This is a genomic window from Enterobacter sp. V87_3 (genome assembly GCF_029967835.1).
Lineage (GTDB): Bacteria > Pseudomonadota > Gammaproteobacteria > Enterobacterales > Enterobacteriaceae > Enterobacter > Enterobacter cancerogenus.
On sequence record NZ_JASCAM010000032.1, the window covers coordinates 90953 to 114058 of the forward strand.

Consider the following 23106-nt stretch of genomic DNA (forward strand, 5'->3'; position numbering starts at 1 on the left):
CATTTTACCATACTTCGGGGCGAATTACTCCGCCGTCGGGTTCGCCAGGAAGCGAACCGCGCGTTTAATATCCCGCGTTCGGGGTGCGGGCGGCAGGCTGGCGAGGAAGGTCGCGCCGTAAGGGCGCATAACAAGGCGATTGTCGCAAATCACGAGCACGCCGCGATCGGAGACGTCGCGGATCAAACGCCCTACCCCCTGCTTCAGCGTGATGACCGCATCCGGGAGCTGAACGTCATCGAACGGATCGCCCCCGCGAAGGCGGCAATCTTCCATTCGCGCCTTGAGCAGCGGATCGTCCGGCGAGGTAAACGGCAGCTTGTCGATAATGACCAGCGAAAGCGTATCACCGCGCACGTCCACCCCTTCCCAGAAGCTGCTGGTCGCCACCAGGAGAGCGTTACCCGCGCTGACAAACTGCTGCAAAAGCTGCCCTTTGCTGGTCTCGCCCTGCAACAGTACCGGCAATGTCATGGTGGCGCGGAACTGCTCCGCCAGATCGCGCATCATCGCGTGGGATGTGCAGAGCATAAAGCAGCGGCCATTATTGGCCTCGATCATCGGTTTTAACATCGCCGCCAGATGACGGGCCGCCCCCGGCTGGTTGGGGAGCGGCAGGTTACGCGGCACACAGAGCAGCGCCTGTTTTTGGTAATCAAACGGGCTGGGTAACAGCAGGGATTCAGCCTGCTCAATGCCTAAACGTTCGGTGAAGTGGTGCAGATCGTCATTCACCGACAAGGTTGCCGAGGTAAAAATCCAGCTGCCTGGCTTTTGCGCCATTACCTCCTTGAACTTGTCCGCCACGGTCAGCGGCGTCAGGGCCAGGGTGAAGTGACGCGAAGTGCATTCGTACCAGTAGCTGTATCCCGGCTGGTTGATCTCTTTGAGTCTTTTGAGCCTTGTACGATAGACCGTCGCGCGCTCAAAGGCGGCATCCAGCAGCGCAGAGCGGCCCAGCGACAGCTTCGCGACGTCGTAGCACAGCTCCAGCGCATCATCGAGCAGCAGCAGCGCACGCTGAATATTGCTGTCCGCCAGCAGTTCACGCAGGTTGCCGCGATAGCCCGGCTCACCCAGCTGCAGGCGGAAATCCTGGGCGCTTTGCGCCAGTCGATCGGCACACTTTTGCAGCTGCTGGGTATCTTTCAGTTCGGTGCGGTAGGCAATGGTGAAATCTTTCGCCAGATCCTGCAACTGGCGGCTGGAGAGCGACTGGCCGAAATACTGGCTGGCAATATCCGGCAACTGGTGGGCTTCATCGAAAATCATCACCTCGGCTTCAGGGATGAGCTCACCGAAGCCGCTGTCTTTCACCACCATATCGGCCAGAAACAGATGATGGTTGACCACCACCACGTCTGCGTCCATCGCGGTTTTACGCGCCTTGACCACAAAACACTCTTTATACAGCGGGCAATCGCTGCCAAGGCAGTTATCGTTGGTGCTGGTTACCAGCGGCCAGGCCGGGGAATCTTCCGGCACGCTCGCGCAGGTGCTGATATCCCCCTCCTTGGTCTGGTTCGCCCAGGCGCGGAGAATAATGACATCGCTCAGGGTCTGTACCGGCAGATCGCCCCCCGCCAGCGCCTGCTGCTCAAGCCGCTCGAGGCAGAGGTAGTTTGAGCGCCCTTTCAACAAGGCCAGCCGCCCTTTGTATTTCAGCGCTTTTGCCACCGTCGGCAAATCGCGGCTGTAGAGCTGGTCCTGCAGCGCTTTCGACCCGGTCGAGACGATCACCTTCTTCTTTGCACGCAGCGCAGGTGCGAGGTAAGCGTAGGTTTTCCCCGTGCCGGTACCGGCCTCAACCACCAGCGGCTGCGCCTGTTCAATTGCCTTTGCGACGGCGTGCGCCATCTGCCGCTGAGGTTCACGCGGGTTAAAGCCGGGAATGGCCTTTGCTAACTGGCCTTCTGGGGAAAAATCGTCTGCCACGGTGCTCTCTCACTGTATTTTTGCACAGGGATTATGTCAGCCCATCCCTTCCTGTGCCACCCCAAATAGTGACGAAGAGGGAACAATATGGCAGTCTTGCCGCCTGATATGAAAAATAACGAGGAAACGTTTATGTCAATTTTGCGCATTGATGCCGAAGCCCGCTGGTCTGACGTTGTGATCCATAACCAGACGCTCTACTACACCGGCGTGCCGGCCAACCTGGACGCAGATGCCTTTGAGCAGACGGCTAACACCCTGGCACAAATTGATGCCGTGCTGGAGAAACAGGGCAGCGACAAATCCCGCATTCTGGATGCCACTATTTTCCTGGCGAATAAAGAAGATTTTGCGGCGATGAACAAAGCCTGGGATGCGTGGGTTGTGGCGGGTCACGCGCCTGTACGTTGCACCGTACAGGCCACGCTGATGAAACCGGAATATAAGGTTGAGATTAAGATTATCGCGGCGGTTTAAGCCCGATTACTCTTCGTCTTCTTCATCCTCGAAACGCGCCACGATCCGCTCACCGGTATGGGTGGCGCGAAGTTCTTCTGCCACCTGAGAAATAGCCTGTCCGCTGCTCATCCCCTGGGACATCAGCTCCTGAATTCGCTCAACCGCTTTCTGCTGCTGGTCGTGGCTCAGAGAAGGTAAACCTGCAAACATCGTCAACTCCTGCTAAATTATTCGCGCTCATTATTTCACGCTGCCGGTAGTATGCCACACATGAACACGCGCTTGCCCACTGTTATTACCCTGCCCTGGCGTGCTGACGCCGCCGAATTCTGGTTTGCCCGCCTGAGTCACCGTCCGTACGCCATGCTGCTGCACTCCGGCCATGCTGACCATCCTTATAGCCGGTTTGATATCCTGGTCTCTGACCCGCTGGAAACCCTGGTCACGCGGGGAAACCTCACCACGGTGGGAGGGCTGGAATCCACCGACGATCCGCTCACTCTGCTCCAGCAGCGCCTTGATGCCCTTGGCTTATCTGCTTCGCCCCATCCTGACCTGCCCTTCCAGGGCGGCGCGCTCGGGCTGTTTGGCTACGATCTCGGGCGTCGGTATGAAACGTTGCCTGACATCGCGCAGCGGGATATTGCCATTCCGGATATGGCGGTAGGGTTGTACGACTGGGCGCTGATTGTCGATCACCACCGGCAGCGCGTCTCGCTCCTGAGCCATGCGGACGTCCACGCCCGGCTCGCCTGGCTTGAGGCGCAGACACCCGCGACACCACAGCCTTTCAGCCTGACCTCAGGCTGGCGGTCCAACATGACCGCCCCGGCGTATGCCGAGAAGTTCGCCCGCGTTCAGGCCTGGCTGCAAAGCGGCGATTGCTATCAGGTTAACCTTGCCCAGCGGTTCCAGGCGACCTATGAGGGCGACGAGTGGCAGGCGTTTTGCCATCTTAATGCCAGCAATAAAGCGCCCTTTAGCGCCTTTATCCGCCTGGACGAAGGGGCGATCCTGAGCCTTTCGCCGGAGCGTTTTATTCATCTGGCCGATCGGACTATTCAGACCCGCCCCATCAAAGGCACGCTGCCGCGCGTTGCCGACCCGGTTGCCGACCGCCAGCAGGCGGAGAAACTGGCGTCATCCCCGAAGGACCGCGCCGAAAATTTGATGATTGTCGATTTGATGCGCAACGACATTGGTCGCGTGGCCGAGCCGGGCAGCGTACGCGTGCCTGAGCTGTTTGTGGTTGAAGCGTTTCCGGCCGTTCACCATCTGGTGAGCACCATCACTGCACGACTGCCCGCCTCACGCACCGCCTGCGACCTGCTGCGCGCCGCATTCCCCGGCGGGTCGATTACCGGCGCACCAAAAGTCCGGGCGATGGAAATCATCGACGAACTGGAGCCGCACCGCCGCAACGCCTGGTGTGGCAGCATTGGCTACATCAGCCTGTGCGGCACCATGGACACCAGCATCACCATCCGCACCGTGACCGCCTGGGACGGCAGCCTATACTGCTCTGCGGGCGGCGGCATTGTTGCAGACAGTGAGGTACAGTCGGAATATCAGGAAACCTTTGATAAAGTTAACCGTATCCTGAAGCAACTGGAGAAGTAACGGGTGAAGAATGAGAACCTGACGCTCGATGCGTTTATGTCACGCTTTCAGCTTTTGCGCCCGCAGGTGAGCCGCGAAACCCTGAATCAACGTCAGGCCGCGGTGCTGATCCCGGTGGTACGTCGCGAACAACCCGGTCTTCTGCTGACCCAGCGCTCGCCGCATATGCGTAAGCATGCCGGTCAGGTCGCGTTCCCCGGCGGGGCCGTCGACAGTACCGACGCCTCGCTGATTGCCGCTGCGCTGCGCGAAGCGCACGAAGAGGTCGCCATCCCGCCTGAGGCCGTGGAAATCATCGGCGTGCTGCCGCCCGTTGACAGCGTCACCGGATTTCAGGTCACCCCCGTCGTCGGTATTATCCCGCCCGACCTTCAGTATCACGCCAGCGTCGACGAGGTAGCCGCGGTGTTCGAAATGCCGCTGGAAGAAGCGCTGCGTCTTAGCCGCTATCACCCTCTGGATATTCAGCGCCGTGGGCACGAACATCGGGTGTGGTTATCCTGGTACCAGCATTATTTTGTCTGGGGCATGACCGCAGGCATCATTCGTGAGCTGGCTCTGCAAATCGGCCTGAAGCCTTGACTATACTTTACATTCCTGGAAACGGTGACGGTTTGCGAGGCGCGTCTCAGCATTAGTAATTCAGAGGTTAAGCATTAGTTTAATTCATGTGAATAGTTAAGCCGACACCGACGTTCCCTCATACACTATGCGCAGTTATAACATCGTTACTGGAGACCCGGTAACCCTGTCAGGAGTGTAAACGTGATTAGTATATTCGACATGTTCAAAGTGGGAATTGGTCCTTCTTCTTCCCACACTGTAGGGCCGATGAAGGCCGGTAAACAGTTCGTCGATGATCTGGTCGAAAAAGGATTACTGGAAAGCGTTACCCGTGTCGCCGTGGATGTTTACGGTTCACTGTCATTAACGGGTAAAGGCCACCACACCGATATCGCCATTATTATGGGTCTGGCAGGTAACATGCCGGACACCGTAGATATTGATGCCATTCCGGCATTTATCCGCGACGTGGAAACGCGCGGTCGCCTGCTGCTGGCCAACGGTCAGCAGGAAGTGGATTTCCCGCAAAACGACGGCATGCGTTTTCGCAGCGACAACCTGCCGCTGCATGAAAATGGCATGACCATTCACGCCTGGAGCGGTGAAAAAGAGATTTACAGCAAAACCTATTACTCCATCGGCGGTGGTTTCATCGTGGATGAAGAGCATTTCGGTAAAGATACCGCAGGCGACGTGAACGTGCCGTATCCGTTCAAGTCAGCCACGGAGATGCTGGGCTTTTGCAAAGAGACCGGCCTGTCGCTCTCCGGCATGGTGATGCAGAACGAACTGGCGCTGCACAGCAAGAAAGAGATTGAAGACTATTTTGCTAACGTCTGGCAAACCATGCGCGCCTGTATCGATCGCGGGATGAATACCGAAGGGGTGCTTCCTGGCCCGCTGCGCGTTCCGCGTCGCGCCTCTGCCCTGCGCCGTATGCTGGTTACCACCGACAAGTTCTCCAATGACCCGATGAACGTCGTGGACTGGGTGAACATGTTTGCCCTCGCGGTAAACGAAGAGAACGCCGCCGGTGGTCGCGTGGTGACGGCGCCTACCAACGGTGCGTGCGGTATCGTGCCTGCCGTTCTGGCCTACTACGATCACTTCATCGAGCCGGTCACGCCGGATATTTACATCCGTTACTTCCTCGCCTCGGGTGCGATTGGCGCGCTGTATAAGATGAACGCCTCGATTTCCGGTGCTGAAGTGGGTTGTCAGGGTGAAGTGGGCGTGGCCTGCTCGATGGCCGCTGCCGGTCTTGCAGAGCTGCTGGGCGCAAGCCCTGAGCAGGTGTGCGTGGCGGCAGAAATCGGCATGGAGCACAACCTCGGTCTGACCTGCGATCCGGTTGCAGGCCAGGTTCAGGTACCGTGTATTGAGCGTAACGCGATTGCCTCGGTGAAAGCGATCAACGCCTCGCGCATGGCGATGCGCCGTACCAGTGAACCGCGCGTATCGCTGGATAAGGTTATCGAAACCATGTACGAGACCGGCAAAGATATGAACGCGAAGTACCGCGAGACCTCCCGCGGCGGCCTGGCCATCAAGGTTCAGTGCGACTAATACTCCCTATCGCCCATCTGCAACAGATGGGCGAATTTTTGTCTCCCGTCTCGTCTCCTCCCGCAATCCCCACTACACTTTCTCTGTTGCTTCCGGCTTTTGGGGCTGGCAGCGTATCGGGCGACCGTTCATGCAAACTGCACAGACGATCATTAAAGACTATCGCCGAAAACGCGTTATCGTCTGTGTAACGGTTGCGCTCCTTACGCTCATCCTGACGCTGGGCATCCGGTTTATTTCCCAGCGGAACGTCAATCAGGAACGCATCCTGGACTTTACCCGCCATACCGTCGTCTCTCTCGATAACATCCTGATAGCCCTGGACAATCACCGTGAGGTGCTGCATTCCCTGGTGGGTGAACCCTGTCCGCAGGCCCATCTGGTGCTGCGCAAGCAGGCTGCGATGCTTCAGACCGTTCGCTCCATCGCCCTTGTTCAGGACGGGGTGGTCTATTGCTCCAGTATTTTTGGCAGCCGAAACCTCCCCGTGCGCGAGGTTCAGCCGATGCTGCCGGCCAGCGAACCCAGGCTGATTTTGTCCACCGACCGCTGGCTGCTGCTCGGCAGCCCGATTCTGATCCAGTGGTACCCGGTTTCTGAAAACGGCGAAAACGGGCTGATGGAAGTCGTCAATATTGAACTGCTCACCCGAATGCTTCTGGAGCCCCAGCGCCCACTGATCACTGACGTGGTGCTGACCGTAGGCGACCAGTCATTGCGTTACGGCCAACAGGTGACCGATTCGCTGACATTTGATGATAGCGACGTGCTGCTGACACAAAATTCAGCTCGCTACCCTTTCAGCATCACCGTGAGCGGCCCCGGCCCCGGTGTCATGGCGTTGAAAAACCTCCCCACCCAGCTTCCGCTGGCGTTGATGTTGAGCCTGCTGGTGGGGTACATCGCCTGGCTTGCCACCGCCCGCCGGATGAGCTTTACCTGGGAGATCAATATGGGGCTGGCGGCGCGTGAATTTGAGCTGTTCTGCCAGCCGCTGGTCAATGCCAGAACGCAGGAGTGCGTGGGCGTTGAGATCCTGCTGCGCTGGAATAACCCGCGTCAGGGCTGGATTTCGCCCGACGTGTTTATTCCCCTGGCCGAGGAGCACAACCTGATTGCCCCCCTCACCCGCTACGTCATTTTTGAAACCGTGCGCCAGCTGGGTTATTTCCCGGCGACGCCCGGTTTTCACATCGGCATTAACGTGGCTGCCAGCCATTTCCGCCGGGGCATCCTGCTACAGGATCTCAACCGCTTGTGGTTCCATTCGCACCCCATTCAGCAGCTGGTGATCGAGCTAACGGAGCGCGACGCTCTGCTGGATGTTGATTACCGCATCGTGCGCGAGCTCCACCGCAAGGGCATTAAGCTGGCCATTGATGATTTTGGTACCGGCAGTAGCTCGCTGTCATGGCTGGAAAAACTTCACCCGGACGTGCTGAAAATTGATAAGTCGTTCACCACCGCCATCGGCACTGACGCCGTAAATTCGACGGTGACGGATATTATTATCGCGCTGGGCCAGCGGCTGAACATTGAACTGGTTGCGGAAGGGGTTGAGACAGAAGAACAGTCGCGATATTTGCGCCGTCACGGGGTGCATATTTTGCAGGGGTATTTATATGCGCGGCCAATGCCGCTGAGGGAGTTTCCGACGTGGCTGGCGGGGAGTAGCCCCCCGCCAGCGCAGCATAACGGGCACATTGTGCCCCTGATGCCGATGCGTTAAACAGCCTTACTCTTCTTCGTCATGCGCGGACTGCTCTTTAACAATACGCACCATATCCACACGATAGTCATTGGCTTCGACAATGGTGATATGCAGCGGCGGCAGCTCGATAACGTCACCGACGCGCGGGATTTGCCCGTTAACGGCAATCACCAGCCCGGCAACCGTCGCGGAATCTTCCTCGTCGTTGACCACGTTTTCAACGCCCAGCATGTGCGAGAGCGTATGCAGATCGGTGGTCCCTTTGACCAGCCAGCCTTCGCCATCGTTCACGATCTCCGGCGTTTCATCCGCATCCGGGAATTCACCGGCAATCGCTTCCAGCACGTCCAGCGGCGTGACCAGCCCCTGCACCACACCAAACTCGTTGGTGACGATGACAAAGCTGCCGCGTGCGCGACGCAGTACGCCCAGCAGGTTGATCGGATCCAGCGTTTCCGGCACCACGATCGCCGGGGAAGCGGCAGCTACCGCTTCAACGTTAACGCCATCTTCCAGCGCCACCAGCATCTCTTTTGCTCGCACAACGCCGATAATTTCATCCAGTTCACCACGGCACACCGGGAACAGACTGTGTGGCGAAGAGAGCAGCTGCTGGCGAATTTCGTCGACGCTCAGGTTGGCATCCACCCAGCTGATTTCACCGCGCGGCGTCATAATACCGCGCAGAGAGCGGGAGGCCAGCGAGAGCACGCCGTTGATCATGTAGCGCTCTTCTTCAACAAACGCCCCTTCCGGGACCGGCACCGGGTTACGGTTTTCGCTGTCAGACTGCACGTTCACCTGGCGACGACCGCCCATCAGACGCAGAATGGCGTCGGCGGTGCGGGCGCGCAGCGGCAGGTTCGACTGCTGCTTGATAAAGTTCCGGCGCGCAATCTGGTTAAACAGCTCGATAATGATCGAGAAACCAATCGCGGCGTACAGGTAACCTTTCGGAATATGGAAGCCAAAACCTTCTGCCACCAGGCTGAGACCAATCATCAGCAGGAAGCTCAGACACAGGACCACCACCGTCGGATGCTGGTTGACGAAACGCGTCAGCGGTTTAGACGCCAGCAGCATGACCGCCATAGCAATAACAACCGCCGCCATCATCACCGGCAGGTGGTTCACCATGCCGACCGCCGTGATCACCGCATCCAGGGAGAAGACCGCATCCAGCACCACAATCTGCAACACCACGACCCAGAAGCTGGCATAGCCTTTACCGTGACCATCGTCGTGCTGGCGATTCTCCAGCCGCTCGTGAAGCTCGGTAGTCGCTTTGAAGAGCAGGAAGATACCCCCGATGAGCATAATCAAATCACGCCCGGAGAAGGTGTAGTCCATCACCGAGAACAGCGGTTTGGTCAGCGTGACCATCCACGAGATCACGGACAGCAGGCCCAAACGCATGATCAGCGCCAGCGAGAGGCCTATCAGACGTGCCTTATCGCGCTGCTTAGGCGGCAGCTTGTCGGCAAGGATGGCGATAAACACCAGGTTATCAATACCAAGAACGATTTCGAGCACGACAAGCGTGAGTAATCCTACCCAGATTGACGGGTCCATTAAGAATTCCATGACAAGCTCCTGCTAAAGGAATGACGAAACGGTGCCCCACTCAAGGTGGGCAAATCAAAGGCAGACAGAGTCGGTGCGTGGCAAGGATTGCCGGTGAAACAGGCGCAATGTGGCCTGGAGGATGACTGACGTCGGTGACGGTCCATATAGTGGGCTGCTGCCCTATACTCCTGATCGATTAAACGGAGGCTAAACATATCAGAGACAATAAGATTTTGGCAAAGATTTACTTTCTTTTGCAAAAAGGTGTTACGACTAAATTTTCGACGCGTAATTTCTCTTTTTCGAAAGCTAAATTACGGATCTTCATCACATAAATTATTTTTTCACTGTCTAAAATAAATCGCGGAAGTCTTAGTTAATTTAACTCTAACCCTTATCTGAATCGATTCGGTACACGTAAGACGATTCTCAGTACGCCTGCACCGTGGGCGTATCAATGATAATAAAAGGAGGTAGCAAGTGACCATTGCTATTGTCATAGGCACACATGGTTGGGCTGCAGAGCAGCTACTCAAAACGGCAGAAATGCTGTTGGGTGAGCAGGAAAACGTAGGCTGGATCGATTTCGTTCCCGGTGAAAACGCCGAAACGCTGATCGAGAAATATACTGCTCAGCTTGAGAAGCTGGATACCAGCAAAGGCGTGCTGTTTCTCGTTGATACATGGGGCGGCAGCCCGTTTAATGCTGCCAGCCGCATTGTCGTCGATAAAGAGCATTATGAAGTTGTCGCCGGGGTAAATATCCCGATGCTGGTGGAAACCTTCATGGCGCGCGACGACAACCCTGATTTTGACGAACTGGTCGCGCTGGCGGTTGAAACCGGCCGCGAAGGTGTGAAAGCACTGAAAGCGCAGCCGGTTGAAAAACCCGCACCTGTTGCCGCAGCCCCTAAAGCTGCCGCACCGGTGAAACCGATGGGGGCTAACGATTACATGGTCATCGGCCTTGCGCGTATCGATGACCGCTTAATCCACGGCCAGGTCGCGACGCGCTGGACCAAAGAGACCAACGTTAAGCGCATTATCGTTGTCAGCGACGAAGTGGCCGCGGACACCGTTCGTAAAACCCTTCTCACCCAGGTAGCTCCGCCGGGCGTCACCGCCCACGTGGTGGATGTTGCCAAAATGATCCGTGTTTATAACAACCCGAAATACGCGGGCGAACGCGTGATGCTTCTGTTTACTAACCCGACAGACGTCGAGCGCATTGTTGAAGGCGGCGTGAAAATTACCTCCGTTAACATCGGTGGCATGGCTTTCCGCCAGGGCAAAACGCAGGTCAACAACGCGATTTCAGTCGATGAGAAAGATATCGAGGCGTTCAACAAACTGAATGCGCGCGGTATTGAGCTGGAAGCCCGTAAGGTTTCCACTGACCAGAAACTGAAGATGATGGATTTGATCGGCAAAGTCGGGAAATAACCCGCGCCGGTTTTTCACATAAAGCTTATGTAATAGGAGAAGTACAATGGAGATTACCACTCTTCAGATTGTGCTGGTGTTCGTCGTCGCATGTATTGCGGGTATGGAATCCGTACTTGATGAATTTCAGTTCCACCGCCCACTGGTGGCCTGTACGCTGATTGGTGCCGTTCTCGGTGATATGAAAACCGGTATCATCATCGGGGGTACCCTGGAGATGATCGCCCTCGGCTGGATGAACATCGGTGCCGCCGTTGCGCCTGATGCCGCGCTGGCCTCTATCATCTCAACCGTTCTGGTTATTGCCGGTCATCAGAGCATCGGTGCGGGTATTGCCCTGGCGATCCCACTGGCAGCAGCAGGCCAGGTGCTGACCATCATCGTTCGTACTATCACCGTGGCCTTCCAGCACGCGGCGGATAAGGCGGCGGATAATGGCAACCTGACGGCGCTCTCCTGGATCCACGTTTCGTCCCTGTTCCTGCAGGCGATGCGTATCGCGATCCCGGCGGTTATCGTTGCTATCTCCGTCGGTACCAGCGAAGTGCAGAGCATGCTGAACGCCATTCCAGAAGTGGTCACCGGTGGTCTGAACATCGCAGGCGGCATGATCGTTGTGGTCGGTTACGCGATGGTTATCAACATGATGCGTGCAGGCTACCTGATGCCATTCTTCTACCTCGGCTTCGTGACTGCGGCCTTCACCAACTTCAACCTGGTTGCACTGGGTGTGATTGGTGCCGTCATGGCGATTCTCTATATCCAGCTGAGCCCGAAATATAACCGCGTTGCGGGTGCGCCGGTGCAGGCCGCTGGTAATAACGATCTCGATAACGAACTGGACTAGCAGGTGAGCGACATGGTTGATATGACAAAAACTACCCCTGAGAAGAAACTGACTCCGGGTGATATTCGTGGCGTGTTCATCCGTTCTAACCTGTTTCAGGGTTCATGGAACTTCGAACGTATGCAGGCGCTGGGCTTCTGCTTCTCCATGGTACCGGCGATCAAACGCCTCTACCCTGAAAACAACGAAGCGCGCCGTCAGGCGATAAAGCGTCACCTGGAATTCTTCAACACCCATCCTTACGTCGCCGCCCCAGTGCTGGGCGTGACGCTGGCGATGGAAGAGCAGCGTGCAAACGGCGCAGAGATTGACGATGGTGCCATCAACGGTATCAAAGTTGGTCTGATGGGGCCGCTGGCAGGCGTGGGTGACCCCATCTTCTGGGGAACCGTGCGTCCGGTCTTTGCGGCGCTGGGTGCCGGGATCGCGATGAGCGGTAGCCTGCTTGGTCCTCTGCTGTTCTTCATCCTGTTCAATGCCGTCCGTCTGCTGACCCGTTACTACGGTGTGGCTTACGGCTACCGTAAGGGTGTGGACATCGTGAAGGACATGGGCGGCGGCTTCCTGCAGAAACTGACCGAGGGGGCGTCTATTCTCGGCCTGTTTGTCATGGGGGCATTGGTTAACAAGTGGACGCATGTGAACATCCCGCTGGTGGTCTCCACCATCACCGGCCAGGATGGACAGACTCGCGTGACCACCGTGCAGACTATCCTGGACCAGCTGATGCCGGGCCTGGTACCGCTGCTGTTGACCTTCGCCTGCATGTGGCTGCTGCGCAAAAAAGTTAACCCGCTGTGGATCATTGTTGGCTTCTTTGTCATCGGTATCGCGGGCTACGCGGTCGGCCTGCTGGGTCTGTAAGAACGTGTTATAAGCCGGGGGCTTGCCCCCGGTTTTTTTATCTGGAGGATGAATGACTGTCACGGACATCGTACTGGTTTTGTTTATTGTTGCCCTTCTGGCTTACGCGATCTATGACGAATTCATCATGCCTCGCCGTCACGACGAGACGCTGCTTGCCCTGCCCCTTCTGCGCCGTGGACGCGTTGATGCGTTTATCTTCGCCGGCCTTATCGTCATTCTTATTTACAACAACGTCATGAGCCACGGTGCATTATTAACCACATGGTTATTATGTGCGCTGGCATTGATGGCCATTTATCTTTTCTGGATCCGTACGCCAAAAATCATCTTCAAACGCAGTGGTTTTTTCTTCGCCAATGTATGGATAGAATATAACCGTATTAAAGAGATGAATTTATCCGAAGACGGCGTGCTGGTGATGCAATTAGAACAGCGCCGCCTGCTCATTCGCGTGAAGAATATTGACGACCTGGAAAGAATATATAAATTATTCCTTAAAATTCAGTAAGTTATCTATATAGTCGTGGCTATATTCTGCCTTTATTTCAGGACGTAAATATAGCCAAAGCTATATTCATCGCGTTATTTCCCTTATATTTATTAACGATAAATTCACTAATAAACCTAAATGAAAATCGTTATCAACAAGTTAATAAATTTATAGCGCGCCGTTGTTGTTTTATATTCTCAAATTATGTTAAGGTTGCGCCCGTCGTTGGGGAGTAGCTAATTTTCTGTTTTCAGAAAATGTACGTGTCAACATACTCGTTGAAAAACGTGGCGCGTACGGATCGTTTGTAGCACGGTTTACGTGCGTCACGGTCAGGCGAGACCATAGATACATCAACTGCTGTTTACTGGGGGCAGTGATGTGTCATATGGATATCCCCGGTCTGGATGCTGTCATGAATATCTCCGCCACAATCCTTCTCGCTTTCGGCATGTCTATGGACGCATTTGCGGTTTCCATCAGCAAAGGTGCCACGCTCCACAAACCTAAATTCTCTGAAGCACTGCGCACGGGTCTGATTTTTGGTGCTATCGAAGCGCTAACGCCGCTAATAGGCTGGGGGCTGGGTATGCTTGCCAGCCAGTTCGTGCTGGAGTGGAGCCACTGGATTGCCTTTGTCCTGCTGGTCTTTCTGGGTGGACGTATGGTGATCGAAGGCGTGCGCGGAAACAGCGACGACGACGCAGAGCCTCAGCACCGCCACGGTTTTTGGCTGTTAGTCACCACCGCGATTGCCACCAGCCTTGATGCAATGGCGGTCGGGGTAGGTCTGGCCTTCCTGCAGGTGAATATCATTGCCACCGCGCTGGCTATCGGCTGTGCGACGCTCATTATGTCTACCCTGGGCATGATGGTTGGTCGGTTTATTGGCCCGCTGTTGGGCAAGCGAGCCGAAATTTTGGGCGGGATCGTGTTGATCGGCATTGGTGCCCAAATCCTCTGGGCACACTTCGCGGGTTAATCTTCGCGCTGCCAGCAGTGGATACTGAAATCCGTCTGGCAGCAAAAGGTTGTCTGTTGCGCTAATTTTGCCCACACATCCGGCTTTGCCCGCCAGGCAAACGGCGTCATCTGCAGTAACGCCACGGCCTCTTCCCCGTTCAGGTTCATCTCATACGCTACCGCATGCTCGTCTTTGAGCGTAAAGCCACCCAGCTGCTCCGAGTGCGGCGCATGCAGGCGCACGTCGTCATAGATGAGTCCCTTTAATTCCATGAGATGACGCGGGCCAGGCGTGACGGTTATCACCCATCCACCCGGTTTCACCACGCGCGCCAGCTCCTCCGCCTTACAGGGCGCGTAGATACGCACCACGGCATCCATACTCGCATTTTCAAATGGCAGGCGATGGCTTGATGCCACGCAAAACGTCACGGCCGTATAGCGCTTCGCCGCGGCCCGAATCGCCACCTTTGAGACATCCAGCCCCCAGGTTTCTGCCCCTTTTGCCTTAGCAACGTCCGCAAACGCCGTCGTGTAATACCCTTCCCCGCAGCCAATATCCAGCACGGCCGTTGCGCCCTGCATCAGGTTTGCTGCCAGCAGCTGTGAAACGGTATCGCGCAGTGGCTGATAGTGTCCGGCATCAAGGAATGCACGGCGGGCCTGCATCATCTCCGCGCTGTCACCCGGATCGCGGGAGCGTTTGTGCTGCACCGGAAGAAGATTCACATACCCTTCTTTTGCCATATCAAATTGGTGTCCCTGCGGACAGGCAAAACTTTTCGCTGAGCGTGTCAGCGGTGCGTGGCAAAGGGGACAGCTGAAAGACATGGTGACTCCGGGGGGCATTCATTAAAGGGCGAAAGTGTACCGCTATTCGCCCTTGTAGAAAACGGCTGGGTTAACGCATGACGATCAGATGGTCAGAATCTGCCGCCAGGCCATCCGGTTTGACGTTTTCGAGGCGCAGGACATTGCCCATGATTTCGCTGAACACCGGGGCTGAAACCGCCCCGCCGTAATAAGCCCCATTTTGAGGATCGTTAATCACAACGACCAGCGCAAAACGTGGATTGCTGGCGGGGGCGACGCCTGCGGTGTAGGCAACGTATTTATCGACATATTTACCGCTTTCATCAATTTTCTTCGCCGTGCCGGTTTTCACCGCCACGCGGTAGTCGCGTACCGCCGCCTTCACGCCGCCTCCGCCCGGAAGCGCAACGCTCTCCATCATATGCTCGACTTCATGGGCAATCTCTTCCGGCATCACACGTTTGCCAATAACGGGCGGATCGATGCGGGTGATCGACAGTGGGCGTTCAAGTCCGTAACTTCCGATAGTGGCATAAACATGGGCCAGCTGCAGCGGCGTGACCATCAATCCATAGCCAAAGGCAAACGTCGCGCGATCGAGCTGGCTCCAGTACTTGCGATTTGGCAGGAGGCCGGAACTCTCGCCGGTTAAGCCAAGGCCGGTGCTGGTGCCAAAGCCAAAGTTTTTGTAAGTATCAAGCAACCGCTGAATGGGCATCGCCAGCGACAGGCGGGATACGCCGGTATCGCTGGACTTTTGCAGGATCCCGGTCATGGTCAGCTCCGGGTAATAACCCACATCGCGGATACGGTGGCCGTCCAGCGTGTAGGGATGGGTGTCGATCACGCTGTCCGGCTGAACCAGCCCCTGCTGGAGGGCGGTCATGAGCACCAGCGGCTTGACGGTCGAGCCGGGTTCAAAGGTGTCGCTGATGGCGCGATTGCGGAAATCATTCAGCGTCGCCCCCTCGCGATTGTTGGGGTTGAAGTCCGGGAAATTCGCCATCGCCAGAATTTCGCCGGTCTGGACATTAATCAGCACCGAAGCGCCCGACTCAGCTTTGTTCCAGGCGACGGCGTTGTCCAGCGCGTCTTCAGTGATGGTTTGCAGACGCTCATCAATACTCAGCTGGATGTTATGCGCGGGCACCGGAGCGACTTCCGTGAGGTTTTCGATAACATGGCCGTAGCGGTCTTCCCGCACCTGCCGGACACCGGGCTTGCCCGTCAGTTGCGCATTAAAGCTTTTTTCTACGCCTTCAATACCCTGACCATCAATATTGGTAAAACCGATAAGATTCGCCGCGACGTGCCCGGCGGGATAAAAACGCCGCGACTCATCACGCAGGTTAATACCCGGTAAATTGAGCTTATCGATCCACTGCGCCTGAGACGGGTCCACCTGGCGGGCGAGATAGATAAACCGCCCATGAGGATTACTGTTAATTCGGGAGGCAAGCGTCCCGAGAGAGAGATGCAGCGCTTTCGCCAGTGCCTGCCAGCGCTCATCGAACCCCACACCACCTTTTGCCAGCACCGTTTTCGGATCGGCCCACACGGCTCTGACAGGCACGCTAACGGCAAGCGGCCGTCCTTCGCGATCGACAATCATGCCACGCGGCGCGTCGATCGCGAGCTGTCGCAGGGAGCGCATATCTTCCTGCTTAACCAGATTATCGGGTTTGATAATTTGCAGCCAGGCCACGCGGCCCAGCAGAAAAACGAGACTACCCAGAATGGCGAGACACAGCAGAGCAAAACGCACCGGCGTGAAGTTTCCGGTGGTCATTATGGTTTTCTTTTTCACCTGAACCCCAGGGCAATGAATCAACGCCCTGATTTAACGGGAAAACTTTGTCGTGAGGGGGAAAAACAATGCTAATAATGTCGAAGCTTTGCAACAAGTTGCTAACAAGGTCGCCGTCAGTCATATCCTGAAAGAAACGGTATAAAAAAGCCCCGCACGGTGCGAGGCTTTATGTCTGATGGTGAAGCGCGATAGCACTTCTGTCAGCAGTGGTTCGATCAGATAGCAGTTACGTTAACTGCAGCTGGGCCTTTCTGGCCGTCCTGAATTTCGAACTCAACGTTCTGGCCTTCAGCCAGAGTTTTGAAGCCATTACCCTGGATTGCAGAGAAGTGTACGAACACGTCTTTGCTGCCGTCAGCAGGAGTAATGAAACCAAAACCTTTAGACTCGTTGAACCACTTAACTTGACCTTTAATCTTTGCCATTTGCAAAATTCCTTAGAGTGTTTTCTTTGCCCGCGGGCATTACCTAGATAAAACTGAGACATTACTGCATGAGGCACTAATATAAGGTTCGGCAGAGAAGCGGTATTCAACGACAACGTGTTTACTCAGGACTTCTATACTGAAAATGCCACACATAAACAGAACTGTACCTCGTTTGACCCAAACCGTGTTATCACATACAACGTTTAATATGGCAAGCCATTTTTAAACGCGTCTCGATCCGCCGCACAAATTCTGGCTCCGTCCCTGGCCATTCTGCAAAAATATGCTTCTGGCTATGGACAATATTGCCAGCCTATACTACCGCGCCGTTGTGTTCACAACCGCTGTAATCTAAGACTTTTTTAACATAGTTCACGCGTTTCGATACGTCCAGACTTCAGCCTGTTTTTCTTGATTACAATGATTGAGTTAGAACTTATTGTGAAAAGTTATGCCGAAATGATTGCAAGGTGCCTGAAAAGTAACATTTCAAAAACAGTTTTAATTGCCTTTGGCAAACTGTATTAAAAACCACCGCTTAATAAAAATACGTTGCACTAAAATAATGAAATATTTATGACGCTGCATCATAAGAAGGCAAGCAAAACGTTTCGATAAAATTAAAACCTTTCCGGGCGGCGGCCCATGACGAAAATAGATAACGAACCGGCACACGCTTTATACGGATAAATATTCGCCAATTTTCAGTATCCTGAATGAAGTATTAACGGGTGCTACATTATCAAGCGCCCTTCTTAACGCCTGTACGGGTTCATCAAGGGATTCATCGGCCAGTTCGAACACGCCCCAATGAATGGGAAAAGCAGTCGGACACCCGAGGCCCTGCCAAAGCGCCACAGCAGAATGGGGGTCCATATGGTGCACCGCCATGAACCATTCCGGTGCATATGCGCCAATCGGCAGTGCGGCAAAATCAATTGCACCAAGCCGCTCAGGGATTAACAGCAGTTCCGGCGAATATCCGGAATCCCCGCTAAACCAAAACCGGTGCTGCCGCCCCTCGACAACCCAGCCGCACCATAATGAACGATTGCGATTCCACGGCGTGCGCATGCTCCAGTGCTGCGCCGGTACGGCGGTCAGGTTTATACCCTGCCAGTTGGCGTTCTGCCACCAGTCGAGTTCAACCACATTTTTTGCCCCCCGCCTGCGGAACCAGTTCCCCAGGCCCAGAGGGACAAATACGGTCAGGCCCGGAAAGCGCCGCAAAAGCTTTCGCACCGTTGCGGCATCAAGGTGATCATAATGATTATGGGAAATCAGCAACGCATCCAGTGGAGGAAGGCTTTCGACGGTGATAGCGGGCGGAGTTTTTCGCTGTGGTCCAAGAAAGGGCACGGGAGATGCGCGATGTGAAAAAACCGGGTCGGTCAGGAGATACTTGCCGTCCATGCGTAATAATACGCTGGCATGCCCAAGCCACCATGCCCCATTCTCCGGGCGCGCGTTGAGTTCAACAGGCTGCCACCAGGTCTGGATAAAGGCGTCGTATCCTGAAGACGGGGGTTTCGGCAGGCCAGCGGCTTTACGCTCTTTCTGCCAGCGATCGACATCGCCGGGCTGGTGTCCTGCGGCATGGGTATTGCGAAAACCATTCGGCGTGTGGTGTTTCAGGGAGGGGTCATACCAGGGATTTTTCCAGATCACGGCCACCTCCCGTCATTAACAACCTAGCGTTCGGCCACCAGACGAATGAAATCGTCTTCATCGTCTTTAACGTCTGCCGCACTCTCTTTCGCTACCGCTTTCTCTTCAGGCTCGTTGGCTTCACACAAACGACGCAGCAGCGCATTCTGACGCTTCTGCAGATCGAGCATCGCTTCCAGCAGCTCAATCTGCTCGTTAGTCCGGGAGCTGGCACGATTGACGAAAAACCATATGACAAGCCCTACCACCATAACAATCAACGAGACTGCCAGGGACGCCAGGCTTAACAGCCCTGAATTCAGTAACTCACCCATTTCACCACCTCAATAAAAACGGCTATTTTACCATTGGCGCGAAGGAAGGGCATCACATTGAGAAAAAATGCGGTCTACCACGGGATAAACTTATTGATTGCGCAAACGCCGCTAAAAAACTGTACATCCTGATCGCACATCACATTGATAGTCTGCGTCCACAACACGACGCATGCTATCAGCACAATAATCAGAATCACCCAGCGTATTTTTTTCACTCCACACTCCGTCTTATGACCGTATGTTACCAGGTTAGCACGCTAATCTTAAACAGCGGCTAACTGTAACCGCATCAAATCCTTTTCGGAATAGTTCACTTGTTTCACACCGTAAACCGTTTAGGCTTAGTGCATGACAACAAAGATAAAGAGGTAATGATGCATTTTATCATTCGAACAACTATTGCACTGGCCGTTGTGTGGATTGGCCTTTTATTAACCGGATATGGAGTGCTTGTGGGGAGCACCGAAAATGCAGCGGGATTAGGCATTCAGTGTAAGTACGTCACGGCACAGGGTATGAGTACAGCCCAGTATTTGCACTCCGACAGCGGTATCATTGGATTAACCAACTGCCCGGTACTGCGTAAAACATCCGTGGTCATTGATAACGGCTAACCGTTTAACAGTATAAAAAAACGCCGCAGACGATGCGGCGTTTTTTATGCCTGACCGCACTCAGAACGGGTAGTCGTTGTAACCCATCTGCTCAGAGATTTTACGCGCCGCAGTGTGCAGGATAGCAACATACTCATGCAGGCGTTCTTCCGAGAAGCGCAGCGTCGGGAATGAGATACTCAGGCCCGCAATCACGACGCCAAAGCGATCGAAAACAGGTACGCCAATGCAGCGCAGCCCCTCTTCCTGCTCTTCGTTATCTTCCCCGTAGCCCTGCTCGCGAACGGTATCGAGTACCTTAAGCAGCTCATCGGTACTGGTGATGGTGCGGTCGGTGCTGCGTTTATACTCCACGCCGTCCAGAATTTGCTTCACCTCTTCGCGATCGCGCCAGGCCAGCAGCACTTTACCGATTGCCGTACTGTACAGCGGGTTACGACGTCCGATACGCGAGTACATACGCAGGTTATACATCGAGTCGATTTTGTGGATGTAAACGATACTGTCTTCATCCAGCGCGCCCAGGTGGACCGTCTCTTTCGTCAGGCGTGACAGTTCACGCATCTGAATATCTGCGCTGCGAATAAGATCGACGTTTTGTAACGCGCGGGCACCCAGTTCGAACAGCTTCAGCGTGAGAGAGTATTTCTCAGACTCGCCTTCCTGAGCGACATAGCCCAAAGACTTCATGGTCTGCAAAAAGCGATAAACGGTGCTTTTCGACATCATCACGCGCTGCGACAATTCTGTAATACCAATTTCACGCTCTTCTCCGAGCGCCTGCAAGATGCCAAACACCTTCAGCACGGAAGAAACAGAATCTGGCTGCTTATCCAAATCTGCGATTGCCATTTATCACCTCATACAGAGTGTTTTATAAAAATCAGAACCGGTTTTTATTATAAATTCGAGTCATGCTGCCTGCAATCAATCTGCGTTTACTTCGTTACAAATCTGCGACATAAAACCGAAATAACGATGCTAAAATAGTTACCCTGAGAATAATTTCATCCTGAGCCTTTCATTTCCCATGGAAAAACACGCTTCCGATGGCCTGCCGTTGCCCCAGCGGTATGGTGCTATCGCCACCATTATTATTGGTATTTCGATGGCCGTCCTCGACGGCGCGATTGCCAACGTCGCATTGCCCACAATCGCCAGCGACCTCAACGCCTCCCCCGCCAGCTCCATCTGGATTGTGAATGCGTATCAAATCGCGATTGTGATCTCCTTACTTTCGCTCTCTTTTCTGGGGGATATGTTTGGTTACCGGCGGGTCTATCAGTGCGGCCTGGTGGTCTTCACGCTGACCTCGCTTTTTTGCGCCCTCTCGGACTCACTGCATGCCCTGACGCTGGCCCGTATTGCTCAGGGCTTCGGCGGCGCGGCCCTGATGAGCGTGAATACGGCATTGATACGGCTTATCTATCCCCAGCGCCAGCTAGGCCGGGGGATGGGCATCAACTCGTTTATTGTGGCGGTTTCCTCGGCGGCAGGCCCCACGATTGCTGCCGCGATCCTGTCTGTTGCCTCATGGCAGTGGCTGTTTGCGATAAATGTGCCGCTCGGGATTGTGGCTATTTTCTTCGCCCTGCGTTATCTCCCGGCTAATGGCCCCAAAAGCAGCAAGCCGCGCTTCGACTTACCCAGCGCGGTGATGAATGCGCTAACTTTCGGCCTGCTCATCACGGCCCTGAGTGGCTTCGCGCAAGGGCAATCTCTGACGCTTATCACGGCAGAAGTCGCCGCCATGCTGATCGTGGGTTTCTTCTTTGTCCGTCGCCAGCTGGCGCTGCCGGTGCCGTTGCTGCCGGTTGACCTGCTGCGTATTCCGCTGTTTTCGCTTTCTATTTGCACCTCAATCTGTTCGTTTTGCGCCCAGATGCTGGCGCTGGTCGCGTTGCCATTCTTTTTGCAGAGCATCGTGGGTCGTTCCGAGGTAGAGACAGGGCTGCTGCTGACGCCATGGCCGCTGGCAACCATGGTGATGGCCCCGCTGGCAGGCTATTTAATTGAACGGGTCCATGCCGGGCTGCTGGGTGCGTTAGGGCTGGTAGTGATGGCGAGCGGCCTGTTTGCGCTGGCGCTGCTCCCCTCCGCGCCTTCCGACATGGATATCATCTGGAGAATGGTCCTGTGCGGAGCCGGCTTTGGCCTGTTCCAGTCGCCCAATAACCATACCATTATGACCGCTGCCCCACGCGATCGCAGCGGCGGAGCCAGCGGCATGCTGGGAACGGCACGTCTGTTAGGGCAAAGTACCGGCGCCGCGCTGGTTGCGCTGATGTTCAACCTTGCCGGACAGAACGGCACCCACGTTGCGCTGCTCACGGCCGGAACACTGGCGACGATTGCGGCCATTGTCAGCGGATTGCGGATCACGCAACCCCGCGCGCAGGCATAAAAAAACCGGGCGGAGGTTTACCCCGCCCGGTTTATCTTTAAACGCTCTGCGTTACTTCAGGTATTCCCCGCTGCGCAGTGCTTCGATACGCTTATCCAGCGGTGGGTGAGACATAAACAGCTCGCTCAGCGATTTTGATTTACCGTTAATGCAGAAGGCCATCATGCTGTTCGCTTCCTGCGGCTCATAGCTGGTTTTCAGACGCTGCAGGGCGGCAATCATCTTCTCGCGCCCCACCAGTTTCGCCGAGCCGGCATCCGCGTGGAATTCACGGTGACGGGAGAACCACATGGTAATGATGCTCGCCAGAATACCGAATACCAGTTCCAGTACCATCGACACCGCAAAATAGATCAGCGGGTTACCGTTGCTCTCTTCACCTTCGTCACGGTTGCCGCCCATAAATCCTGCCGCAATTTGCGCCAGAATACGGGAAATGAAGATCACGAAGGTGTTCACCACCCCCTGAATCAGCGTCATCGTCACCATGTCGCCGTTAGCGATGTGGCTGATCTCATGGGCGATAACCGCTTCGGCTTCATCGCGGCTCATGTTCTGCAACAGACCGGTACTGACGGCAACCAGGGAAGCGTCACGACGCGCGCCCGTTGCAAACGCGTTGATATCAGGCGCGTGGTAGATAGCCACCTGAGGCATAGCGATGCCCGCCTGCTGTGACTGTTGGGCCACAGTGTTCATCAACCAGCGTTCCATGTCGTTACGCGGTTGTTCGATGACCTCGCCACCCACGGATTTGAGCGCCATCCACTTCGACATCAGCAGAGATATAAAGGAGCCACCAAAGCCAAACAGCAGCGCCATGATCAACAAGCCTTGAACGCTGCTCGACTGAATTCCTGTCAGGCTTAGCACAAGCCCGAACACCACCATCACCGCCAGGTTGGTGAGCAGGAAGAGCGCGATTCGCATCATAATTTTCTTTTAACCTCAGTTTAACAAAGCGCACTATGCGATTACCCACATCGTATGGGTATTGTGGCTATTTTCAAGGATTCGGGGG

24 protein-coding genes and 1 riboswitch are annotated in these 23106 nt (G+C 55.1%); of the genes, 12 read left to right on the forward strand and 12 right to left on the reverse strand.

Translation table 11 applies throughout. The features are described from left to right. Positions 1 to 24: 24 nt before the first annotated feature. Positions 25 to 1935, reverse strand: coding sequence for an ATP-dependent DNA helicase (locus tag QLG21_RS20240; protein ID WP_282485094.1), 1911 nt, complete (start codon positions 1933 to 1935; stop codon positions 25 to 27). Between the two features lie 132 nt (positions 1936 to 2067). Between QLG21_RS20240 and QLG21_RS20245 the strand changes: the two genes are divergently transcribed. Continuing rightward, a complete protein-coding gene (locus QLG21_RS20245) occupies positions 2068 to 2412 on the forward strand; it encodes a RidA family protein (protein ID WP_042320579.1) in 345 nt (114 codons plus the stop codon). 6 nt (positions 2413 to 2418) lie between these two features. Here the strand turns inward: QLG21_RS20245 and QLG21_RS20250 are convergent, their stop codons facing one another. Then, complete coding sequence (locus QLG21_RS20250) at positions 2419 to 2604, reverse strand: YoaH family protein (protein ID WP_088208282.1); 186 nt, start codon at positions 2602 to 2604, stop codon at positions 2419 to 2421. Between the two features lie 60 nt (positions 2605 to 2664). On the opposite strand from QLG21_RS20250, the gene pabB reads away from it, so the two are divergent. The 4 genes from pabB to QLG21_RS20270 all read left to right on the forward strand — a co-directional run bounded on the left by pabB (position 2665) and on the right by QLG21_RS20270 (position 7873). Next, the gene (gene pabB / locus QLG21_RS20255) at positions 2665 to 4014 is read left to right on the forward strand and encodes an aminodeoxychorismate synthase component 1 (protein WP_282485095.1); all 1350 of its coding nucleotides are present in this window, start codon (positions 2665 to 2667) and stop codon (positions 4012 to 4014) included. Between the two features lie 3 nt (positions 4015 to 4017). Next, positions 4018 to 4596: a CoA pyrophosphatase gene (locus QLG21_RS20260; protein ID WP_058610213.1), complete on the forward strand. Its 579-nt coding sequence runs from the start codon at positions 4018 to 4020 to the stop codon at positions 4594 to 4596. A gap of 183 nt (positions 4597 to 4779) precedes the next feature. Continuing rightward, the gene (gene sdaA, locus QLG21_RS20265) at positions 4780 to 6144 is read left to right on the forward strand and encodes an L-serine ammonia-lyase (RefSeq protein WP_042320025.1); all 1365 of its coding nucleotides are present in this window, start codon (positions 4780 to 4782) and stop codon (positions 6142 to 6144) included. A 130-nt stretch (positions 6145 to 6274) separates the two neighbouring features. Next, positions 6275 to 7873 (forward strand): cyclic diguanylate phosphodiesterase, encoded by a 1599-nt coding sequence (locus tag QLG21_RS20270; protein ID WP_282485096.1) that lies wholly within the window; start codon positions 6275 to 6277, stop codon positions 7871 to 7873. Positions 7874 to 7879: 6 nt separating this feature from the next. Here QLG21_RS20270 and yoaE read toward each other — a convergent pair whose 3' ends face one another. Next, a complete protein-coding gene (yoaE, locus tag QLG21_RS20275) occupies positions 7880 to 9439 on the reverse strand; it encodes a CNNM family cation transport protein YoaE (RefSeq protein ID WP_006175974.1) in 1560 nt (519 codons plus the stop codon). Positions 9440 to 9901: 462 nt separating this feature from the next. On the opposite strand from yoaE, the gene manX reads away from it, so the two are divergent. The 5 genes from manX (at position 9902) to mntP (ending at position 14050) form a co-directional block, all read left to right on the forward strand. Continuing rightward, positions 9902 to 10864, forward strand: a complete 963-nt coding sequence (gene manX, locus QLG21_RS20280) for a PTS mannose transporter subunit IIAB (RefSeq protein ID WP_006175975.1) — start codon at positions 9902 to 9904, stop codon at positions 10862 to 10864. Positions 10865 to 10910: 46 nt separating this feature from the next. After that, positions 10911 to 11711, forward strand: coding sequence for a PTS mannose transporter subunit IIC (manY, locus tag QLG21_RS20285; protein WP_006175977.1), 801 nt, complete (start codon positions 10911 to 10913; stop codon positions 11709 to 11711). A gap of 12 nt (positions 11712 to 11723) precedes the next feature. Continuing rightward, the gene (locus QLG21_RS20290; RefSeq protein WP_006175979.1) at positions 11724 to 12575 is read left to right on the forward strand and encodes a PTS mannose transporter subunit IID; all 852 of its coding nucleotides are present in this window, start codon (positions 11724 to 11726) and stop codon (positions 12573 to 12575) included. A 52-nt stretch (positions 12576 to 12627) separates the two neighbouring features. Continuing rightward, positions 12628 to 13086, forward strand: a complete 459-nt coding sequence (locus tag QLG21_RS20295) for a DUF986 family protein (RefSeq protein WP_282485097.1) — start codon at positions 12628 to 12630, stop codon at positions 13084 to 13086. A 197-nt stretch (positions 13087 to 13283) separates the two neighbouring features. Beyond that, positions 13284 to 13473, forward strand: a riboswitch (yybP-ykoY riboswitch). Between the two features lie 10 nt (positions 13474 to 13483). Then, entirely contained in the window at positions 13484 to 14050 is a 567-nt protein-coding gene (mntP, locus tag QLG21_RS20300) for a manganese efflux pump MntP (protein WP_137848812.1), read from the forward strand. Here the strand turns inward: mntP and rlmA are convergent. From rlmA to mgrB, 7 genes are all read right to left on the reverse strand, one after another. Next, entirely contained in the window at positions 14047 to 14862 is an 816-nt protein-coding gene (gene rlmA, locus QLG21_RS20305; protein WP_282485098.1) for a 23S rRNA (guanine(745)-N(1))-methyltransferase, read from the reverse strand. The genes mntP and rlmA overlap by 4 nt on opposite strands. A 70-nt stretch (positions 14863 to 14932) precedes the next feature. After that, a complete protein-coding gene (gene ftsI / locus QLG21_RS20310; protein WP_282485099.1) occupies positions 14933 to 16651 on the reverse strand; it encodes a peptidoglycan glycosyltransferase FtsI in 1719 nt (572 codons plus the stop codon). A gap of 218 nt (positions 16652 to 16869) precedes the next feature. Continuing rightward, on the reverse strand, positions 16870 to 17079 hold the full coding sequence (cspE, locus tag QLG21_RS20315) for a transcription antiterminator/RNA stability regulator CspE (protein WP_001062678.1): 210 nt from the start codon (positions 17077 to 17079) through the stop codon (positions 16870 to 16872). 39 nt (positions 17080 to 17118) lie between these two features. Beyond that, positions 17119 to 17235, reverse strand: a complete 117-nt coding sequence (locus tag QLG21_RS20320) for a DUF2627 domain-containing protein (RefSeq protein ID WP_042320041.1) — start codon at positions 17233 to 17235, stop codon at positions 17119 to 17121. A 525-nt stretch (positions 17236 to 17760) separates the two neighbouring features. After that, positions 17761 to 18750, reverse strand: a complete 990-nt coding sequence (locus QLG21_RS20325; protein ID WP_282485100.1) for an MBL fold metallo-hydrolase — start codon at positions 18748 to 18750, stop codon at positions 17761 to 17763. Between the two features lie 23 nt (positions 18751 to 18773). Next, positions 18774 to 19064, reverse strand: a complete 291-nt coding sequence (locus tag QLG21_RS20330; protein ID WP_282485101.1) for a YebO family protein — start codon at positions 19062 to 19064, stop codon at positions 18774 to 18776. Positions 19065 to 19138: 74 nt separating this feature from the next. Next, the gene (gene mgrB / locus QLG21_RS20335; protein ID WP_006175995.1) at positions 19139 to 19282 is read right to left on the reverse strand and encodes a PhoP/PhoQ regulator MgrB; all 144 of its coding nucleotides are present in this window, start codon (positions 19280 to 19282) and stop codon (positions 19139 to 19141) included. Positions 19283 to 19441: 159 nt separating this feature from the next. Between mgrB and QLG21_RS20340 the strand changes: the two genes are divergently transcribed. Continuing rightward, complete coding sequence (locus QLG21_RS20340; RefSeq protein ID WP_042320581.1) at positions 19442 to 19681, forward strand: YobH family protein; 240 nt, start codon at positions 19442 to 19444, stop codon at positions 19679 to 19681. 60 nt (positions 19682 to 19741) lie between these two features. On the opposite strand, the gene kdgR is transcribed toward QLG21_RS20340, so the two are convergent. After that, positions 19742 to 20533 (reverse strand): DNA-binding transcriptional regulator KdgR, encoded by a 792-nt coding sequence (gene kdgR / locus QLG21_RS20345; protein ID WP_006175999.1) that lies wholly within the window; start codon positions 20531 to 20533, stop codon positions 19742 to 19744. Between the two features lie 178 nt (positions 20534 to 20711). On the opposite strand from kdgR, the gene QLG21_RS20350 reads away from it, so the two are divergent. Next, complete coding sequence (locus QLG21_RS20350; protein WP_137848817.1) at positions 20712 to 22085, forward strand: MFS transporter; 1374 nt, start codon at positions 20712 to 20714, stop codon at positions 22083 to 22085. Positions 22086 to 22136: 51 nt separating this feature from the next. Here the strand turns inward: QLG21_RS20350 and htpX are convergent, their stop codons facing one another. Next, on the reverse strand, positions 22137 to 23018 hold the full coding sequence (gene htpX / locus QLG21_RS20355; protein WP_006176001.1) for a protease HtpX: 882 nt from the start codon (positions 23016 to 23018) through the stop codon (positions 22137 to 22139). Positions 23019 to 23106 lie beyond the last annotated feature (88 nt).